A 16,305-nucleotide genomic window follows, 5' to 3' on the forward strand; every position below is an offset into this window, starting at 1 on the left:
ATCCGACGGACGCCGGCATATAGTGGTGAGACCGTTCCCGGCATGGCCGGACAAGGAGTCTCGCATGGCCAAAATTTCCGTCCCCGCCACGCTGCGCCGTGCCGCGTGGCTGACCCTTCCCGCGTGCGGCGTCGCGCTCTCTGCCTTCTCGGGCGTGGCCCACGCGCAGCTCGGCGACTTGATGAAGTCGGCCCCCAGCGGGGGACTCGGTGGCATCAGCGGGCTGTCGATGTCGTCGCTCAGCGCCGGCAGCGCCGGCAATGCCGCCGGGGTGATCGAATACTGCATGAAGAACAACTACCTCAACGCCGACTCGGCAACCTCGGCGGTGAAGGACAAGCTGCTGGGCTCCGTGCCAGGCGGCAGCAAGGACGCCGGCTACAGCGACGGCTCGCGCGGCGTGCTCTCCACCAGCAACGGCCGCCAACTCGACCTGAGCAATACCGCCGGCATCAAGGCCGAAGTCACCAAGCAGGTCTGCGACAAGATCCTCGCGCAGGGCAAGTCGATGCTGTGAGGCGGGCGGTGTCGCCCGCCCGGTCTCACCTGACTCACTTGACGCACCTGACCTACTTGAGCTGCTGGATGCGGAGCATGTTGCCGGCCGGGTCGCGCACGCCCAGGTCGCGCACGCCGTAGGGCTGGTCGGTCGGCTCCTGCACGATCTCGGCGTCCCAGTCCTGCAGGCGCTGGAAGGCGGCGTCGAGGTCGGTCGCGCCCAGCAGCAGCATGGCGTAGGTGCCCTTGGCCATCATTTCGGCGATGGTGCGGCGTTCGTCGTCGGTCACGCCGGGCGTGGCGTTGGGCGGATACAGGACGATCGACGTCTCGGGTTTGCCCTTGGGGCCGACCGTGACCCAGCGGTTGCCGCCGAAGGCGACGTCTTTGCGGATTTCGAAGTCGAGCGCGTCCCGGTAGAAGGCCAGCGAGGTTTCCGGGTCGGTGTGGGGCAGGAAGGCCGAGTGAATGCTGAGGTTCATGAGGGGGGTTCCGGTTCCGTGTTGAGGTCCAGGCAGTCTAGGCCGTCCCCTTTCCCGGCGCTTCTCGATTCCTGATCGGTCGCGTGACCTGCCGGGCGACGCAGGGCGGCATGCCCTCGGTCTCGCCGGCGGCCTCGCGCCGGTAGCGGCTCGGCGAGACCCCGACCAGCTCGGTGAAACGGGTGCTGAAGGTGCCCAGCGACGAACATCCCACCTCGAAGCAGACCTCGGTGACGCTCAGGTCGCCCCGGCGCAGCAGGGCCATCGCGCGCTCGATGCGCCGCGTCATCAGGTAGGCATAGACGGATTCGCCATAGGCCAGCCGGAACTGGCGGCTGAGGTGGCCCGCGGACATGTGGACACCCCGGGCCAGCGCCTCGACGTCCAGCGGCTGGGCATACTCGCGGTCGATGCGGTCGCGCACGCGGCGCAGGCGGGCGAGGTCGCGGAGGGTGGTGTCGGCGGCGATATGGGCGGCGGCGGGCATCCGGCCATGCTGCCATGCCCGCCGGGCAGGTTCAACCCACCATCACTGGCCGTCCCCGCGGATGGCCGCCTCGATCCTGGCGATGTCGATCTTCTTCATCGTCAGCATCGCGTTAAACGCGCGTTTGGCCAGCGCCTTGTCCTGGCTGGTAACGGCCTCGACCAGCACGCGCGGCGAGATCTGCCACGACAGCCCCCATTTGTCCTTGCACCAGCCGCAGGCGCTCTCCTGCCCGCCGTTGCCGACGATGGCGTTCCACAGGCGGTCGGTTTCGGCCTGGTCTTCCGTGGAAATCTGGAACGAGAAGGACTCGTTGTGCTGGAAGTGCGGGCCGCCGTTCAGGCCCACGCAGGGAATGCCGGCGACGGTGAACTCGACGGTGAGGACATCGCCCTCCTTGCCGTCCGGATAGTCGCCCGGCGAGCGGTGGACCGCCCCAACCGCGCTGTCGGGGAAGGTCTTGGCATAGAAATTGGCGGCATCGAGCGCGTCGCGGTTGTACCACAGGCAAATGGTGTTCTTGCTACTCATGCGTGTCTCCTGAAGTTGGACCAACACTTCGGGTCGCGCCGCAGGACGGGCGAAGTTGGCCTCGCTCCATTGTATGACCGCATCCGCCTAGGCAAACACCTCCGCCTCCCGCAGCGTCTTGGCCCCGGCGTCCTTGGCCGCGAGCAGCGGTTCACCCTGGAGTGGCCAGTCGATGTGGAGCGTGCTGTCGCGCCACAGCAGGGAGCGCTCGTGTTCGGGGTGCCAGGTGTCCGTGGTCTTGTAGAGGAACTCGGCATAGTCCGAGGTGACCACGAAGCCGTGGGCGAAGCCTTCGGGCACCCAGAGCTGGCGCTTGTTGGTGGCCGAGAGCGTCACGCCCACCCACTTGCCGAAGGTGGGCGAACTGCTGCGCAGGTCCACCGCCACGTCGAATACCTCCCCCATCACCACACGCACCAGCTTGCCCTGCGGATGGCGCACCTGATAGTGGAGGCCGCGCAGGACATTGCGTGCCGAGCGCGAATGGTTGTCCTGGACGAAGCTGGTCTTCACCCCGGTCAGGGCCTCGAACTCGGGGCCGTTGAAGCTTTCGTAGAAGAAGCCCCGATCGTCGCCGAACACCTTGGGTTCGATGACCAGCACATCGGGAATGGCGGTTCGAGTCACGTTCATGGTCATGGGAGGCTCCAGGCTTACGGGCTTACGGGCTTACGGGCTTACGGGCGCAACTGGTCCAGCAGCAGGTGCAGCCCCTGCTGCCAGTCCGGCAGGTGGATGCCGAACGTGCGGCGCAGCTTGCTGGTGTCAAGGCGCGAACTTGCCGGGCGCGGCGCCGGCAGCGGATAGTCGGTGGCGGGAATGGGGGCGATGCGCGCCGGGTCCGTCTTCAGTGGGAAGCCATGCGCGGCGGCGTAGCGGATCACCTCGGTGGCATAGCCGTGCCAGCTGGTTTCGCCGGCGGCGGCCAGATGGTAGAGGCCGGCCGGGAACGCCGCGCGGTTGCCGGCCAGCCAGTAGCGGGCCACGATCTGCGCGGTGACATCGGCGATGAGTGCTGCGGTGGTCGGCGCGCCGAACTGGTCCGCCACCACGCGCAGGCTGTCGCGCTCGGCGCCGAGCCGCAGCATGGTGCGGGCGAAATTGGCGCCGTGCGCGCCGGCCACCCAGCACGTGCGCAGGATCAGCGCCGGCGCGTCCACGGCGGCGATGGCCTGCTCGCCGGCGAGCTTGCTCCGGCCATAGACCGACAGCGGGCCGGTCGGGTCGCTCTCTATATAGTAAGCACCGGTTTTTGCCCCATCGAACACATAGTCGGTGGAGTAGTGCACCAGCAGGCTGCCGTGCGCGCGGGCCTCTTCCGCCAGCACGCCCACGGCCTCGCCGTTGATCCGGAAGGCGGTGTCGCGCTCGGCCTCCGCCTCCGCCCGGTCCACGGCGGTGTAGGCGGCAGCGTTGAGGATCACGTCCGGGCGGACTTCGCGCACCACGCGCCGGAGTTGGTCGAGGTCCGACAGGTCGCAGCCGGCGCGGTCCAGCGCCACCACGCGGCCCAGCGGCGCCAGGCTGCGGCGCAGCTCGAAGCCGACCTGGCCGTTGCTGCCGGTGACCAGCAGGGTGGGGATCTCGCGGTCCCTGGGGGTGTCATGCGGCGGCATACTGCCTCGCCATCCAGTTGCGGTACTCGCCCGAGGTCACGTCCTTGACCCAGCCGGGGTTGTCCAGATACCACTGCACGGTCTTGCGCAGGCCGGTCTCGAAGGTTTCGGCGGGCCGCCAGCCCAGTTCACGCTCCAGCTTGCGGGCGTCGATGGCGTAGCGGCGGTCGTGGCCGGGGCGGTCGGTGACGAAGGTGATCTGCTGGCGGTAGGAGCCGCTCGCCTTCGGGCGCAGGGCGTCGAGCAGGTCGCACAGCGTGTGCACCACGTCCAGGTTCGACTTCTCGTTCCAGCCGCCGATGTTGTAGGTCTCGCCAACCCTGCCGCGCGCCAGCACCGTGCGGATGGCCGTGCAGTGATCGCCCACGTAGAGCCAGTCGCGCACGTTGAGGCCGTCGCCATAGACCGGCAATGGCTTGCCGGCCAGCGCGCGGGTGATCATCAGCGGGATCAGCTTCTCGGGGAAGTGGTAGGGGCCGTAGTTGTTCGAGCAGTGGGTGGTTAGCACCGGCAGCCCGTAGGTGTGGTGGTAGGACCGGACGAGGTGGTCCGACGCCGCCTTGGAGGCCGAGTAAGGGCTGTTGGGCTGGTAGGGCGTGGACTCCGAGAACGGCGGGTCGTCGGCGCCCAGCGAGCCGAATACCTCGTCGGTGGAGACGTGCAGGAAGCGGAAGTGGTCCGCATCGGCCGCATTCAGGCGCCCCCAATAGGCCCGGGCGGCTTCCAGCAGCGTGAAGGTACCGACCACATTGGTCTGGATAAAGGCGCCCGGATCGGCGATGGAGCGGTCCACGTGGCTCTCCGCCGCGAAGTGCACCACGGCCTGGGGGCGGTGGGTGGCCAGCAGCGCGTCCAGCGCGGCCCGGTCGCAGATATCGGTCTGGGAGAAGACGTGGCGTGGTTGTCCTTCCACGGCGGCCAGGCTGCGGCGGTTGCCGGCGTAGGTCAGCTTGTCCACATTGACGATGCGGTCGCCGTGGTGCCGCCGCAGCCAGTCGAGCACGAAGTTGCTGCCGATGAAGCCGGCGCCGCCGGTGACGAGAAGGGTTGCCATCGTAGTTTGCCTGGTGCCTGGTGCCTGTTACCTGTGGACTAGCGCTATCGCCCGACGATCCGCTTGGCCAGCGCCTTGGCGTACGGGGGCGTCATGCCATGCAGGATGTCTCGCGCGGTGATGGTGAAGCGCTCGCCGGGCCGGGCGCGGAAGCGCGTGGTGTGTTCCTCGGAGGCCTGGTCCGGGCGCCCGTTGGTGTAGTAATAGAGCGCGATCGAGCGGCGCGTGACGCCGGGCGGGCAGGCCAGCGGCACCGGATGGCCGTGCCAGGAGCACTCGTTGGTGCTGAAGACCACCAGCCGGTTGCCGATGGGCGAGATGTTCTGCACGCAGTGCTGGACTTCCTCGTCCCAGAGCTGGAGATGGCCGGCCCAGTTGTCGTCCCATTCGTCATTCAGGTACAGCAGCACGTTAAGGCGCCGGTCCAGCTTCCATTCGAGGTGGTAGTTGTAGTCGATATGGAGCCCCAGGCGGCCGCCCGGCAGCGTCTGGTGCAGCCCGCCGCCGTGCAGGTGGGGGTCCGGCACCAGCCCCTGGATGCCCGACAGCTGCTCCAGGAAGCGGATGAAGCCGGGACTGTTGAACTCGACAATCAGGGCGCGCAGCGCAGGCGGAATGGCGTAGAAGTCCTGGATCTGGAGCTTCAGGTTCTCGGCGGCGGAGCGGAAGGTGAACCAGACTTTCTCGTCGGCGCTGGGGAATGCGGCGCTGGCCTCGCGGTAGAGGCCGTCGTCCAGGAAATTGTCGATACAGACATGCGGAAACGGCGCGGCGCCACTGTAGGACTCCGAAAGCTCGCGCGACATCCAGTCCAGCTTGGCAACATCCAGCAGATCTTGGTGCATGACTCTTGCCTCCTCCTGTAGCTAGGCTGCGTCTGGCAGCGCGGTCTTGTCGAGATTGCGGTAGGCGGTGGGGGACAGCTCGAAGCGTTTGCGGAAGATCTTGGCAAGGCGGTCGCCATTGCCCATGCCGCAGCGGCGGGCGATCTTGTCCACCGGGAGGTCGGTTTCCTTGAGCAGCCGGCAGATCATCTCCAGCCGGGCACGGATCAGGTATTCGGACGGGGTCATGCCCAGCGCGCACTTGAAGCGGCGCAGGTAGTTGCGCTCGCTCATGGCGGCGATGCGGGCGGCGTCGGCCACGGAGATCTCTTCCGCGTAGTGCGCGGTGATCCAGCGGGCGGAGGCGCGCACTTTCTCCAGGGCTTCGGAGGAGGCGGCGATGTCGGGGCCGTCGTCGGGTTCGGGCGGGTCCTGGCGGGCCAGCGGGGTGTCGCGCTGCGGAGCCAGGCGGCGGGCCACTTCGGTTGCCATCGCGCAACCGAGGTCGAACTCGATCTGCGCCAGCGCCATGTCGGCGGCCGAGGGCATCACGTCCGGCGCGGAGACGGCGCCATCGCGGCACCAGAACACGGACGAGGTGACGTGGCTGATGCCCGTCATCTCGTCCACTTCGACAATCTTCTGGGGAATGGCGCGTGATACGCGGGGCTGGGCGGGCGGCGGGGTGCGCTGGCCGCGAGGGTGGCTTCCGGGGCTGCGCTCCAGGACCGAGGCGCTGACCTCGATCATGGCGTTCATCAGGCGGGCGTCGCGCTCGCCAGACGGCTCGCGCTCGCTGCAGCCAATGAAGATGGCGTTGAAGCCACGTTGGCCCAGCACGTCCAGCCCCTGCGTCCAGATCCGCACGGAGGAGGAGCAGGCAACGATGCCGCCCCGGTGGGACAGCAGGGACAACTGGTAGGCGGGCCGGCCGGTGCGCTGCAGGGCGATTTCATTCGCCATGCGGAATGCCTCGGCAATGATGCCGGCGGTCAGCAGGGAGCAGCCATCGAACAACATCAGGCCGATGCGCCGGATCTCGCGCTGGCCGGTCATCGGGATCGGGCCGATGGTGCGCATCGGCGCTGGCGTATCGACTAGGTAATCCATTGGCCGCTGCTCCCCTGATGTCGAATAAGAAAATCGCATCTGCTGCGTTGCATCATAACGAATATCGCCTGCCCGCAAAATCCGGCTGGCCGATAAAGACGCGATATTGGCGGAACATGACTTGTACGCCGTCGCATAAAGGAGAATAAGCGACGCCACCGCCATCCGATGTTTCCGAAGTGAATCATTATTTTCATTCAAATGCGCGGAAACGCACAGAGACTTGTCGCCGATCCGCCGCAATCCCTTGTGCGCACAGGCTTTGGGCATTGCGATGAACTAAATACATGCGCCGCCGCATATTGGTGCGGGATTTTGTAAATATGCCGTGCTGATTCATCCTTTCGATATTCAGCCGGCGTTTCGCCTGATCAAAGTGGAGGCTTAATTACTTTCAAAAGCGTTACACCTTGATTATTCGGACAAAGATTCTGCATTTTCCGCCGCGCGGTCAGATCTGCTTTTTCGGGCATCTATGCTTCGCTGCAACAAAAGGCATTTCGCCCGTTGCAGCGACCCGGACAGGAGCAGACATGCGTACCACGGACACGATGGAATCCACGACGGACCTCGCGGTAGCAGCGCCCGCCGTGCGCTTGCGGCTGGCCGCAGTGGTGCTCGCCGGCGGCTCGGGCACGCGGCTCTGGCCCCTCTCGCGCAAGCACTTCCCCAAGCAACTGATCGACGTGATTGGCGGTGACACGCTGCTCCAGACCACCGCGCGCCGGCTGGCCGGGCTGGTGGAGGGGGGCGGTGCGATGGGTGAGGTGGCCCCGATCATCGTCTGTGGCGAGGCGCACCGCTTCATGACCGCCCAGCAGCTGGCCGAAGCCGGCGTGGCAGCGCGCATCGTGGTGGAGCCGGCCGGGCGCAACACCGCCCCGGCCCTGACCCTGGCCGCGCTGCTTGCCTGCGCCGAGGGCGAGGACTGCATCCTCGTGGCCATGCCGGCCGACCATGTAATTGCCGACAACGGCGCCTTCCAGCAGGCCGTGCTGCGCGCGGCCGGGTTTGCCGAGCAGGGCGCGATGGTCACGCTTGGCGTGCCGCCGACGCGCGCCGATACCGGGTTTGGCTACATCCGGCTGGGCGCCTCGCTCGACGATGCCGCGCGCCGGATCGACGCCTTCGTGGAAAAGCCTGCCGCCGAACTGGCGGCCAAGTACGTGGCCTCGGGCGAGTACTGGTGGAACAGCGGCATCTTCGTGGTGCGCGCCAGCACCTGGCTGCGCACGCTGCAACAGCTGCAGCCGGCCATGCACGCGGCCTGCGCGGATGCCTTCGCCACCGGCCGCAGCGAGGGCGCGGTGTTCCATCCGCACGCGGCGGCGTTCGCGGCAGTGCCCTCGGACTCGATCGACTACGCGGTGATGGAGCAACTCGCGCGCGCCGATGGCGTGCCGGGCGTGGTGGTGCCGCTGGATGCCGGCTGGTCCGACCTCGGCTCCTGGGACGCCGTGTGGGACGCCATCGACAAGGATGGCGAAGGCAACGCCGCGCGGGGCCGCGTGCTGTTCGAGGGCGCCACCTCCTGCTACGCCCATTCCGAGGGCCGGCTGGTGGCCTGCGTGGGCACCACCAACGTGATCGTGGTGGAGACCGCCGACGCCGTGCTCGTGGTGGATCGCTCCCATGTGCAGGGCGTGAAGGGGCTGGTCGAGCGGATCGCGCGCCAGCAGGGCACCGAGGCGGACTCCCACCGCAAGGTGCAGCGTCCCTGGGGCTGCTACGACTCGCTCGACACCGGCGAGCGCTTCCAGGTGAAGCACATCGTGGTCCGGCCGGGCGCCAAGCTCTCGCTGCAACGGCACCACCATCGCGCCGAACACTGGACCGTGGTGCGCGGCACCGCGCTCGTCACCCGTGGCGAAGAGCAGTTCCTGCTCAGCGAAAACGAATCCACCTACATCCCGATCGGCACCACGCACCGGCTCGAGAACCCCGGAAAGCTGCCGCTCGAGATCATCGAAGTGCAGTCCGGCGCCTATCTCGGCGAAGACGACATCGTGCGGATCGAGGACACCTACGGGCGCTGCGCCTAGACCCCCTGACCACCTGAAAACAGTCGCCGCGCGGCCGCCCAGCCGGCCGACGCGCGCCTCCTGGAGACATCGATCGCAAGTTAACCCTGGCCACGGGAGAGTCGCCATGTTCCAAGCTTTCAAATCGCTGTTCACCGAGTCCGGCATCGCCACCCGCCGCCTGACGCCCCCCGTGCCCGGCGGCGCGGGCAGTGCCGGGAGGACGGGCGAGTTGCCCGGCGCCATGGCGACCTTTGTGCCGCCTGCGCTCGATGGCCCGGCGGACATGTCGATGCGGCTGCCGCCCGCGCTGGGGCTGGGCGTCAAGCGCGCCTTCGACGCGGCGGCCGCGCTCACCCTGTTGCTGCTGCTCTCGCCACTGATGCTCACCGTGGCGCTGCTGGTGATGAGGGATGGCGGCCCGTGCGTGTTCGGCCATACCCGCATCGGCGCCAACGGCCGCAAGTTCAAGTGCCTGAAGTTCCGTTCGATGGTGATGAACGCCGACGCGGTGCTGCAGGAGCTGCTGGCCACGGACCCCGTGGCGCGGGCCGAGTGGGAGCGCGATTTCAAGCTGCGAGACGACGTGCGTATCACCCGGCTGGGCCGCTTTATCCGCCGCACCAGCATCGACGAACTGCCGCAGCTGTGGAACGTGGTGCGCGGGGACATGAGCCTGGTCGGCCCGCGCCCCGTGGTGGAGAAGGAGCTGGAGCGCTACGGCGACGCGGCGGCCTACTACCTGCGCGTGCTGCCCGGCATCACCGGCCCGTGGCAGGTCAGCGGCCGCAACGAGACCGACTACGGCACGCGCATTTCGCTCGACGTGGCCTACGTGCGTAACTGGTCGTTCGTGGGGGACATCGTGATCCTGTTCAAGACCGTAGGCGTCGTCCTGCATGGCCGTGGCGCGTATTGACACACACAACAACGACCCTCGCCCGCGCGGGCGGGGGCGATACGGGAGAACGGCATGAATTCGCCTCAGATCATCCACGCAGGCCATGACATGCCGGGGCGGCCCTTCGCCCGCTCGATGAACATCCGCACGACGATCCTGGCTTCGCGCTGGCTGATCGCCGGCACCACCGCGCTGTGCCTGCTCGGGGGCGTGGCCTACGCGCTGTTTACCCGGCCGGTTTACCGCTCGGACCTGTTGATCCAGGTGGAGCCGAGTGCCTCCGAGTCGCGCTCCCCCTCCGGCGACGTGCGGCCGATGCAGGAGCTGAAGCCGGACACCACCTCGGAAATCCAGGTGCTGAACTCGCGCATGGTGGTGTCGCGCGCGGTGGAGACGCTCAAGCTGTATATCGATGCCGCGCCGCGCTACGTGCCGGTGATCGGCTGGTGGCTGGCCGCGCGCACGGACGGGCTGTCCCAGCCGCTGCCGGGCGGCTACGTGCATGGCGCGGAGCGCATCGACGTGGCGCGCTTCGACGTGCCGGCCGGCTGGCAGGGAAAGACCTTCGTGATGACGCTGGGGAGGAACGGGTCCTACGTGCTCACGCTGTCCCGGATGTGGGGCGAGCCGCTGCTGACGCTGCGCGGCAAGGTCGGCGTGCCGCTGCACGCGGACACCGCGCGCGGGCCGGTGGACCTGCTGGTGAAGACCGCCGACGGGGAGCCCGGCGCCACCTTCACGATCAAGCGCTATTCGGAAATCGCCACCACGGAGTGGCTGCAACGGTCGCTGTCGATCTCGGAGCGCGGCAAGCAGTCGAGCATCATCGGCGTGGCGCTCGATAGCGTGGACCCGGTGCGCGCCAGCCAGATCCTGAACGTGGTGGGCACCGAGTATGTCGAGCAGAACGTGCGGCGGCGCTCCGAGGAGGCGGACAAGTCGATCCGCTTCCTGGACGAGCAGCTGCCGCAGCTCAAGCAGCAGGTGGAGGAATCGGAGAGCGCCTACAACGCCTATCGGGCCAAGGAAGGCGCCGTCGATACCAGCGAGGAGGCGCGCACGCTGCTGGAGCAGGCCGTGACCATGGAGACCCGCCAGCTCGACCTGAAGGAGAAGCGCCGGGAGCTGATCACGCGCTACACGGACGAGCACCGCTACGTGCGAGCGCTGGACGCCCAGCTACAGGAGGGCGCCGCCGCGCTGGCGCTCAACCAGGCGCGCACGCGCAACCTGCCGCTGATCGAGCAGACGCTGTTGCAGCGCCAGCGCAAGATGAAGGTGGACACCGAGCTGTACACCAACCGCCTGAACGCGCGCCAGCAACTGGCGCTGGTGCGCGCCGGCAAGGTGGCGAACGTACGGCTGATCGACCCCGCCACGCCGCCCGAGACACCGTTCATGCCGCGCCGGGGCGTGGCCGTGGGCGGCTCGCTGCTGGCCGGCCTGTTCGCCGGGCTGGTGCTGGCCACGTTCCGGCGCCGCATGGCCGGCGCCGTGCAGGACCGCGAGGAAATCGAGATTGCCACGGGCCTGCCCGTGTACGCCACGGTGCCGCGCAGCCGGCTGACCAGCGAGGCCAAGCCCGGCCGGCCAAACTGGCCGCTCCGGCTGGCCAGTCCGGCGGAGCGCGCCGTGCTGCCCGATGCCGCCATCGAAAGCCTGCGCACCATCCGCACCACGCTGCACTTCGCCCTGAGCGAGGCGCCCAACCGCGTGGTGCTGATCACCGGGCCCACCGCCGGCATCGGCAAGTCGTTCGTCGCCGCGAACCTGGCGACGCTGGCGGGGGCATCCAAGCGCCGCGTGCTGCTGATCGACGCGGACCTGCGCAACGGCGCGCTGCACCGGCGCTTTCACGTCGACCGGGGGCCCGGCTTGTCCGAGGTGGTTGCCGGCACGCACCGGCTGGAGGATGTGGTCCGCCGCGATGTCTCGTACGGGCTGGACCTGCTGTCCACCGGCCTGCACATGGCGGGGCCGAGCGAACTGCTGCTCCAGCCGGAGCTGGCCGCGCTGATCCAGCGCGTGTCGGCCCAGTACGACATGGTGGTGCTGGACGGCCCGCCGCTGCTGCCCGTGGCGGATGCGCTGGTGCTGGGCCGCATGGCCGGCACCGTGCTGATGGTGGCGCGCCACCGCGTGACCACGGTCGACCAGATCGACGAGAGCACGCGCCGGCTGGCCCAGGCCAACGTCGCCGTGCAGGGCGTGATCTTCAACGACTTCACCGGCACCCTGCATCGCTACAGCTATGCCTACGGCGTCAATGCAGAGCCCCAGGCGCTCCGCCCGGCCACGCCGGGCTCCTCCCCAAGCGAGCCGTCATGACTTTCTCTCACAACAAGCGCATCACACTGGTCACTGTCACCTACGGAGACCGGCTCCACTACTGCGCGGAACTGCTGCGGCGCGCGTTCGACGACGAAGGCGTGCGGCACGCCGTGGTGGTCAGCAACAACTCGGCATCGGACCTGAGCTTGCTCGAAGCCCGCTGGGGGCGCCGCATCACCGTGGTGCACCTGCCGACCAACACTGGCTCGGCCAACGGCTACGCGGTCGGCATCGAGACCGCGCTGCGTGGCGATACCGACTACCTCTGGCTGATGGATGACGACAACGCCCCGTGCCCGGGCGCGCTGGGCGTGCTCTGCCATCAGCTCGATGTGCTGACCCGCGAGACCGGCCGGGCGCGCGCGGCGGTGCTCGGCTTCCGGCCCGACCATCAGGGCGACATCGCCATGGGCGTGCCGGGTGCGCTGGCCTCGCCGCCGCGTTCGAGCTACTTCGGCTTCCACGTCGCCCGCATCCCCTACAAGATCTGGCGCCGCACGCCGTGGGGCCGGCCGCGCCCGCACGCGCTGCCCGCCGTGGTGTCGATGCCGTTCGCGCCGTACGGCGGCTTTCTGGCCCACCGGGACGTCTATGCCGACCTCGGCCTGCCGGACCCGAATCTGGTGCTCTACGCGGACGACACCGAATACACCTGGCGCCTGACCGCCCGGGGCGGCCGCATCGCGCTGGTGACCGGCGCGCAGCTCGAGGATCTGGAGGGCTCCTGGAACGTCAAGCGCAACTGGAAGAACCATTTCGAATGCCTGCTGCTGAGCGGCTCGGACTTCCGCGCCTACTACAGCAGCCGCAACCAGGCGTGGTTCGACAAGCACTACTGGTCCACGTCCGGGTTCACCTATCGGCTGAACCGGCTGGTGTTCCTGATCCTGCTGCGCTTCTACGGCAAGCGCCGCAGCGCGGCGGCGCGCCTGAGCCTGCTGGAGCGTGCCATTGCCGATGGCGAGGCGAACCGCCTTGGCTTTCATGCCGATTACTCCCTGTAGCAGCGCCCCCCGTTCCCCCACCACCGAGACCCCCATGCCGTCGCACCCGGAACCCGCGAGCCTGACCATCGTCATCTGCAACTACAACTACGCGCGGTTTCTGGGCGGGGCGATTGACTCGGCGCTGGCCCAGACCGCGCCGGCGGTGAAGGTCATGGTGATCGACGATGGCTCGACGGACGGCTCGCGCGAGATCCTGGACGGCTACGGCGACCGCATCGAGGCGATCTGCCAGGCCAACGGCGGGCAGGTCTCGGCCTACAACCACGCGCTGCGCCGCGTGACCACGCCCTACGTGATCTTCCTCGACGCCGACGACCTGCTGGAGCCGGACGCCGCCGCGGCGGTGCTGGCCGCCTTTGCCGCCGGCGACTACGGCAAGGTGCAGTTCCGGCTGGAAGTGATGACCGGCGACGGCACGCTGACCGGCGTGCAGGTGCCGCAATCGAACGCCGTGGCCGACTGCGGCGCGCTGCTGCGGCAGGGCTGGCTCTATCCGTCGCCGCCGGGCTCTGGCAATGCCTATCGCGTGGACGCGCTGCGCCGCATCTTCCCCGTGCCGGTGACCGCCGACAACATCCACGGCGCCGATTTCTATGCGATCTACGGCATCGCGCTGGTCGGCGACGTGTTTGCCATCGACCGGCCGCTTGGCCGCTACCGGGTGCATCGGCAGGACAACGGCGGGCTGTCGCTGGCCAACGCGGAAGACGCGCTGGCGGGCGCGCGGCAGTCCACCCGGCGCTGGGTGCTGCTGCGCGAGATTGCGCGCCAGCGGCTCGGCATCACGCTGCCGGCGGCGCCGCTCGACTTCGCGCTGGAGAAGGCGCTGTTCGCCACCGCGCTGTATGGCGCGCCGCTTGGCCAGCGCTGGCGCTGGTTCCTGCGCGAGTCCGGCCGCTACTTCCACACCGTCACCGCGAACCCGTACTGGAGCCTGCGCAAGAAGGTGGCGGTGTCCGGCCTGACGGCGCTCGCGCTGGTGCCGGTGAGGGCGGTTGGCGACCGCGCGATCCGCTATATCGCCAACCCGCTCGCGCGCAGCGGGGCGCCGGTGCGGCCGGTGGCGCCAGCGGGCGGTGACCCGACCATCGTGTCGATCAATGGCCGCTATCTGGGCCGGCGCCCGACCGGCGTGGACCGCTTTGCGAACGAGGTGATCCGCAGCATCGACGAACTGGTCGCCACGCAGGCGCCCGCCGTGGCGGGGCTGTCGTTCGAGCTGCTGATCCCGCCGTCGGTGCAGGTCGAGCCGGAACGCTTTCCGAATCTGCGCATCCGCACCGTGCCGGGCGGGAACGGCCAGTACTGGGAGCAGGTCTGCCTGCCGCTGGCGGCGCGCGGCACCCTGCTGCTGAACCTGTGCAACGCCGGGCCGCTGCTCTACCGGAATCAGGTGACGGTGATGCACGACGCCGCCCCGATGCGCGTGCCGCAGGCATACACGCGCGCCTTCCGGGCCTGGTATCGGATGATGGCGCCGTGGATTGGCCGCATCGCCCGGCGCGTGCTGACGGTGTCCGAGTTCTCGCGCGGCGAGCTGATCCAGGCGTATCACATCCCGGGCCGCAAGATCGGCGTGCTGCCGATGAGCGGCGACCATATGCTGCGGCTGCCGGAGGAGGTGGACGTCCGCGAGAAGTTCCACTTGTCTGGACGGCCATACATCCTCGCCGTCAGCAGTGCCAGCCATCACAAGAACTTCCGGCTCGTGGTGGAGGCCATCGAGCTGCTCAAGGCCACGGACTACGACGTGGTCATCGTCGGCGGCGGCATGCCGATGCTCAAGGCGGTGCAGCAGGCGTCGCCCGATTTCGTGAAGCGGGTGGGCTATGTCGAGGATGGCGACCTCAAGGCGCTGTTCCGCCAGGCCGCCTGCTTCGTGTTTCCGTCGCTGTACGAGGGCTTCGGGCTGCCGCCGGTGGAGGCGATGACGCTGGGCTGCCCGGTCATCGCGTCCAACCTGCCCTCGGTGCGCGAGGCCTGCGGCGACGCGGCAATCTACTTCCGCCCCACCAGCGCGGCGGAGTGCGGCGAAGCCATGATGCATGTGATGCACGACAGCGCCCTGCGTGACCGCCTGCGCACCCAGGGCTTCGCCAACGTCCAGCGGCGTTCCTGGCGCCTGACCGCCGACCGGCTTCTTACCGAGATCTCCCCATGGCTGCCCCAGCGCTGACCCCCTCCCCGACGCTCACCCCGACGCTCACCCCGAGTCCCCTGCCCGGCGAGTTCGGCCGGGTGGCCGTGGTGCACGACTGGCTGACCACCTACGCCGGCTCCGAGCGCGTACTGGAGCAGATCCTCAAGATCTGGCCCGATGCCGACCTGTTCAGCGTGGTCGATTTCTTCCCGGACGCCCAGCGCCACGTGCTGCAAGGCAAGCACGCCAGGACATCGTTCATCCAGCGCCTGCCGCGCGCCCGCCAGTCGTTCCGCAACTACCTGCCGCTGATGCCGCTGGCGGTGGAACAGTTCGACCTCTCCGACTACGACCTCGTGATCTCGTCCAGCCATGCCGTGGCGAAGGGGGTCATCACCGGGCCGGAGCAGCTGCACGTCAGCTATATCCATTCGCCGATCCGCTACGCCTGGGACCTCCAGCACCAGTATCTCGACGAATCGCGCCTGACGCGCGGGCTCAAGAGCTGGGTGGCGCGGGCCATCCTCCATTACATGCGGATCTGGGACCAGCGCACCGCCCATGGCGTGGACCTGCTGGTGGCCAACTCGGCCTACGTGGCGCGGCGCATCCGCAAGGTCTACGGCTGCCCGGCCACGGTGGTATTCCCGCCGGTGGATGTGGAGCGCTTCGGCCCGGGCCAGTGCCGCGAGGACTTCTACCTGACCGCCTCCCGGCTGGTGCCGTACAAGAAGGTTGCGCTGATCGTGGAAGCCTTCGCGGCCATGCCGGACAAGCGGCTGGTGGTGATTGGCGATGGGCCGGACTTCGCGCGCATCCAGGCCATGTTGCCGCCCAACGTGCGGATGCTGGGCTACCAGTCGACCGAGATACTCATCGACCATATGCAGCGCGCCCGGGCCTTTGTGTTCGCCGCCGAGGAGGATTTCGGCATCGTGGCCGTGGAGGCGCAGGCGTGCGGCACGCCGGTAATCGCGCTGGGGCGGGGCGGCGCCAGCGAGACGGTGATCGACGCCGGCAATGCCGGCACCCGTACCGGCGTGTTCTTCCGGCGCCAGACCGTGGAGGACATCGTGCGTGCGGTTTGCCGCTTCGAGGACAGCGGCTGGTTCGACCCGGCAGTCTGCCGCGAGAACGCGCTGCGCTTCACGCCGGAGCGCTTCCGGCGCGAGTTCCTGGCCGTAGTGCGGCAGGCCATGGCCGGGCAGGCCGGCAGGCTGCGCCCCGCGCCGCCCGAGCCGGACCCCCCGGCGCCGGCGGAATCGCTTCACACCGACGACCTCGCGGTCGTCCCCCGATAGAT

Annotated in this window: 13 protein-coding genes and 3 pseudogenes; 8 read left to right on the forward strand and 8 right to left on the reverse strand. The window is 68.5% G+C overall.

The genetic code is table 11. From position 1 onward, the window contains the following. Positions 1–64 precede the first annotated feature (64 nt). The gene (locus KHO18_RS02260) at positions 65–517 is read left to right on the forward strand and encodes a DUF2501 domain-containing protein (protein ID WP_144197574.1); all 453 of its coding nucleotides are present in this window, start codon (positions 65–67) and stop codon (positions 515–517) included. A gap of 52 nt (positions 518–569) precedes the next feature. Here KHO18_RS02260 and KHO18_RS02265 read toward each other — a convergent pair whose 3' ends face one another. The 8 genes from KHO18_RS02265 to KHO18_RS02300 all read right to left on the reverse strand — a co-directional run bounded on the left by KHO18_RS02265 (position 570) and on the right by KHO18_RS02300 (position 6,602). Then, the gene (locus tag KHO18_RS02265; protein ID WP_211942716.1) at positions 570–980 is read right to left on the reverse strand and encodes a VOC family protein; all 411 of its coding nucleotides are present in this window, start codon (positions 978–980) and stop codon (positions 570–572) included. A 37-nt stretch (positions 981–1,017) separates the two neighbouring features. Next, entirely contained in the window at positions 1,018–1,467 is a 450-nt protein-coding gene (locus KHO18_RS02270) for a helix-turn-helix transcriptional regulator (RefSeq protein WP_211942717.1), read from the reverse strand. Between the two features lie 42 nt (positions 1,468–1,509). Continuing rightward, positions 1,510–1,998 (reverse strand): VOC family protein, encoded by a 489-nt coding sequence (locus KHO18_RS02275; RefSeq protein WP_144197577.1) that lies wholly within the window; start codon positions 1,996–1,998, stop codon positions 1,510–1,512. Positions 1,999–2,085: 87 nt separating this feature from the next. Further along, a complete protein-coding gene (gene rfbC, locus KHO18_RS02280; RefSeq protein ID WP_211942718.1) occupies positions 2,086–2,637 on the reverse strand; it encodes a dTDP-4-dehydrorhamnose 3,5-epimerase in 552 nt (183 codons plus the stop codon). A gap of 38 nt (positions 2,638–2,675) precedes the next feature. Beyond that, positions 2,676–3,614: a dTDP-4-dehydrorhamnose reductase gene (rfbD, locus tag KHO18_RS02285; protein ID WP_144197579.1), complete on the reverse strand. Its 939-nt coding sequence runs from the start codon at positions 3,612–3,614 to the stop codon at positions 2,676–2,678. Then, complete coding sequence (gene rfbB, locus KHO18_RS02290) at positions 3,601–4,668, reverse strand: dTDP-glucose 4,6-dehydratase (protein ID WP_144197580.1); 1,068 nt, start codon at positions 4,666–4,668, stop codon at positions 3,601–3,603. Before rfbB ends, rfbD begins: the two co-directional genes overlap by 14 nt. A gap of 44 nt (positions 4,669–4,712) precedes the next feature. Next, on the reverse strand, positions 4,713–5,513 hold the full coding sequence (locus KHO18_RS02295; RefSeq protein WP_144197581.1) for a 2OG-Fe(II) oxygenase: 801 nt from the start codon (positions 5,511–5,513) through the stop codon (positions 4,713–4,715). Between the two features lie 21 nt (positions 5,514–5,534). Continuing rightward, on the reverse strand, positions 5,535–6,602 hold the full coding sequence (locus KHO18_RS02300) for a GlxA family transcriptional regulator (protein ID WP_186296821.1): 1,068 nt from the start codon (positions 6,600–6,602) through the stop codon (positions 5,535–5,537). A gap of 533 nt (positions 6,603–7,135) precedes the next feature. Here KHO18_RS02300 and KHO18_RS02305 point away from each other — a divergent pair. The 7 genes and pseudogenes from KHO18_RS02305 to KHO18_RS02335 all read left to right on the forward strand — a co-directional run bounded on the left by KHO18_RS02305 (position 7,136) and on the right by KHO18_RS02335 (position 16,303). Further along, the gene (locus tag KHO18_RS02305) at positions 7,136–8,644 is read left to right on the forward strand and encodes a mannose-1-phosphate guanylyltransferase/mannose-6-phosphate isomerase (protein ID WP_144197583.1); all 1,509 of its coding nucleotides are present in this window, start codon (positions 7,136–7,138) and stop codon (positions 8,642–8,644) included. Between the two features lie 301 nt (positions 8,645–8,945). Then, positions 8,946–9,542: pseudogene (locus tag KHO18_RS02310) on the forward strand (sugar transferase); the annotation flags it as partial. A 54-nt stretch (positions 9,543–9,596) separates the two neighbouring features. Further along, positions 9,597–11,852 (forward strand): GNVR domain-containing protein, encoded by a 2,256-nt coding sequence (locus tag KHO18_RS02315; protein ID WP_211942719.1) that lies wholly within the window; start codon positions 9,597–9,599, stop codon positions 11,850–11,852. Next, the gene (locus tag KHO18_RS02320) at positions 11,849–12,859 is read left to right on the forward strand and encodes a glycosyltransferase (RefSeq protein WP_144197586.1); all 1,011 of its coding nucleotides are present in this window, start codon (positions 11,849–11,851) and stop codon (positions 12,857–12,859) included. Before KHO18_RS02315 ends, KHO18_RS02320 begins: the two co-directional genes overlap by 4 nt. 34 nt (positions 12,860–12,893) lie before the next feature. Then, positions 12,894–13,901 (forward strand): annotated as a pseudogene (locus tag KHO18_RS02325) (glycosyltransferase family A protein); the annotation flags it as partial. Positions 13,902–14,516: 615 nt separating this feature from the next. Further along, positions 14,517–15,038, forward strand: a pseudogene (locus KHO18_RS28360) (glycosyltransferase family 4 protein); the annotation flags it as partial. After that, positions 15,020–16,303: a glycosyltransferase family 4 protein gene (locus KHO18_RS02335; protein WP_144197587.1), complete on the forward strand. Its 1,284-nt coding sequence runs from the start codon at positions 15,020–15,022 to the stop codon at positions 16,301–16,303. The pseudogene KHO18_RS28360 and the gene KHO18_RS02335, both read left to right, overlap by 19 nt. Positions 16,304–16,305 lie beyond the last annotated feature (2 nt).

This window comes from Cupriavidus campinensis (genome assembly GCF_905397395.1).
In the GTDB taxonomy this organism is placed as follows: domain Bacteria; phylum Pseudomonadota; class Gammaproteobacteria; order Burkholderiales; family Burkholderiaceae; genus Cupriavidus; species Cupriavidus campinensis.

What these genes read in the sequence shown, in the direction of transcription:
- KHO18_RS02260 (WP_144197574.1), top strand. Translation starts at nt 65, where the DNA reads ATGGCCAAAATTTCCGTCCCCGCCACGCTGCGCCGTGCCGCGTGGCTG.
- KHO18_RS02265 (WP_211942716.1), bottom strand. Translation starts at nt 980, where the DNA reads ATGAACCTCAGCATTCACTCGGCCTTCCTGCCCCACACCGACCCGGAA.
- KHO18_RS02270 (WP_211942717.1), bottom strand. Translation starts at nt 1,467, where the DNA reads ATGCCCGCCGCCGCCCATATCGCCGCCGACACCACCCTCCGCGACCTC.
- KHO18_RS02275 (WP_144197577.1), bottom strand. Translation starts at nt 1,998, where the DNA reads ATGAGTAGCAAGAACACCATTTGCCTGTGGTACAACCGCGACGCGCTC.
- rfbC (WP_211942718.1), bottom strand. Translation starts at nt 2,637, where the DNA reads ATGACCATGAACGTGACTCGAACCGCCATTCCCGATGTGCTGGTCATC.
- rfbD (WP_144197579.1), bottom strand. Translation starts at nt 3,614, where the DNA reads ATGCCGCCGCATGACACCCCCAGGGACCGCGAGATCCCCACCCTGCTG.
- rfbB (WP_144197580.1), bottom strand. Translation starts at nt 4,668, where the DNA reads ATGGCAACCCTTCTCGTCACCGGCGGCGCCGGCTTCATCGGCAGCAAC.
- KHO18_RS02295 (WP_144197581.1), bottom strand. Translation starts at nt 5,513, where the DNA reads ATGCACCAAGATCTGCTGGATGTTGCCAAGCTGGACTGGATGTCGCGC.
- KHO18_RS02300 (WP_186296821.1), bottom strand. Translation starts at nt 6,602, where the DNA reads ATGGATTACCTAGTCGATACGCCAGCGCCGATGCGCACCATCGGCCCG.
- KHO18_RS02305 (WP_144197583.1), top strand. Translation starts at nt 7,136, where the DNA reads ATGCGTACCACGGACACGATGGAATCCACGACGGACCTCGCGGTAGCA.
- KHO18_RS02315 (WP_211942719.1), top strand. Translation starts at nt 9,597, where the DNA reads ATGAATTCGCCTCAGATCATCCACGCAGGCCATGACATGCCGGGGCGG.
- KHO18_RS02320 (WP_144197586.1), top strand. Translation starts at nt 11,849, where the DNA reads ATGACTTTCTCTCACAACAAGCGCATCACACTGGTCACTGTCACCTAC.
- KHO18_RS02335 (WP_144197587.1), top strand. Translation starts at nt 15,020, where the DNA reads ATGGCTGCCCCAGCGCTGACCCCCTCCCCGACGCTCACCCCGACGCTC.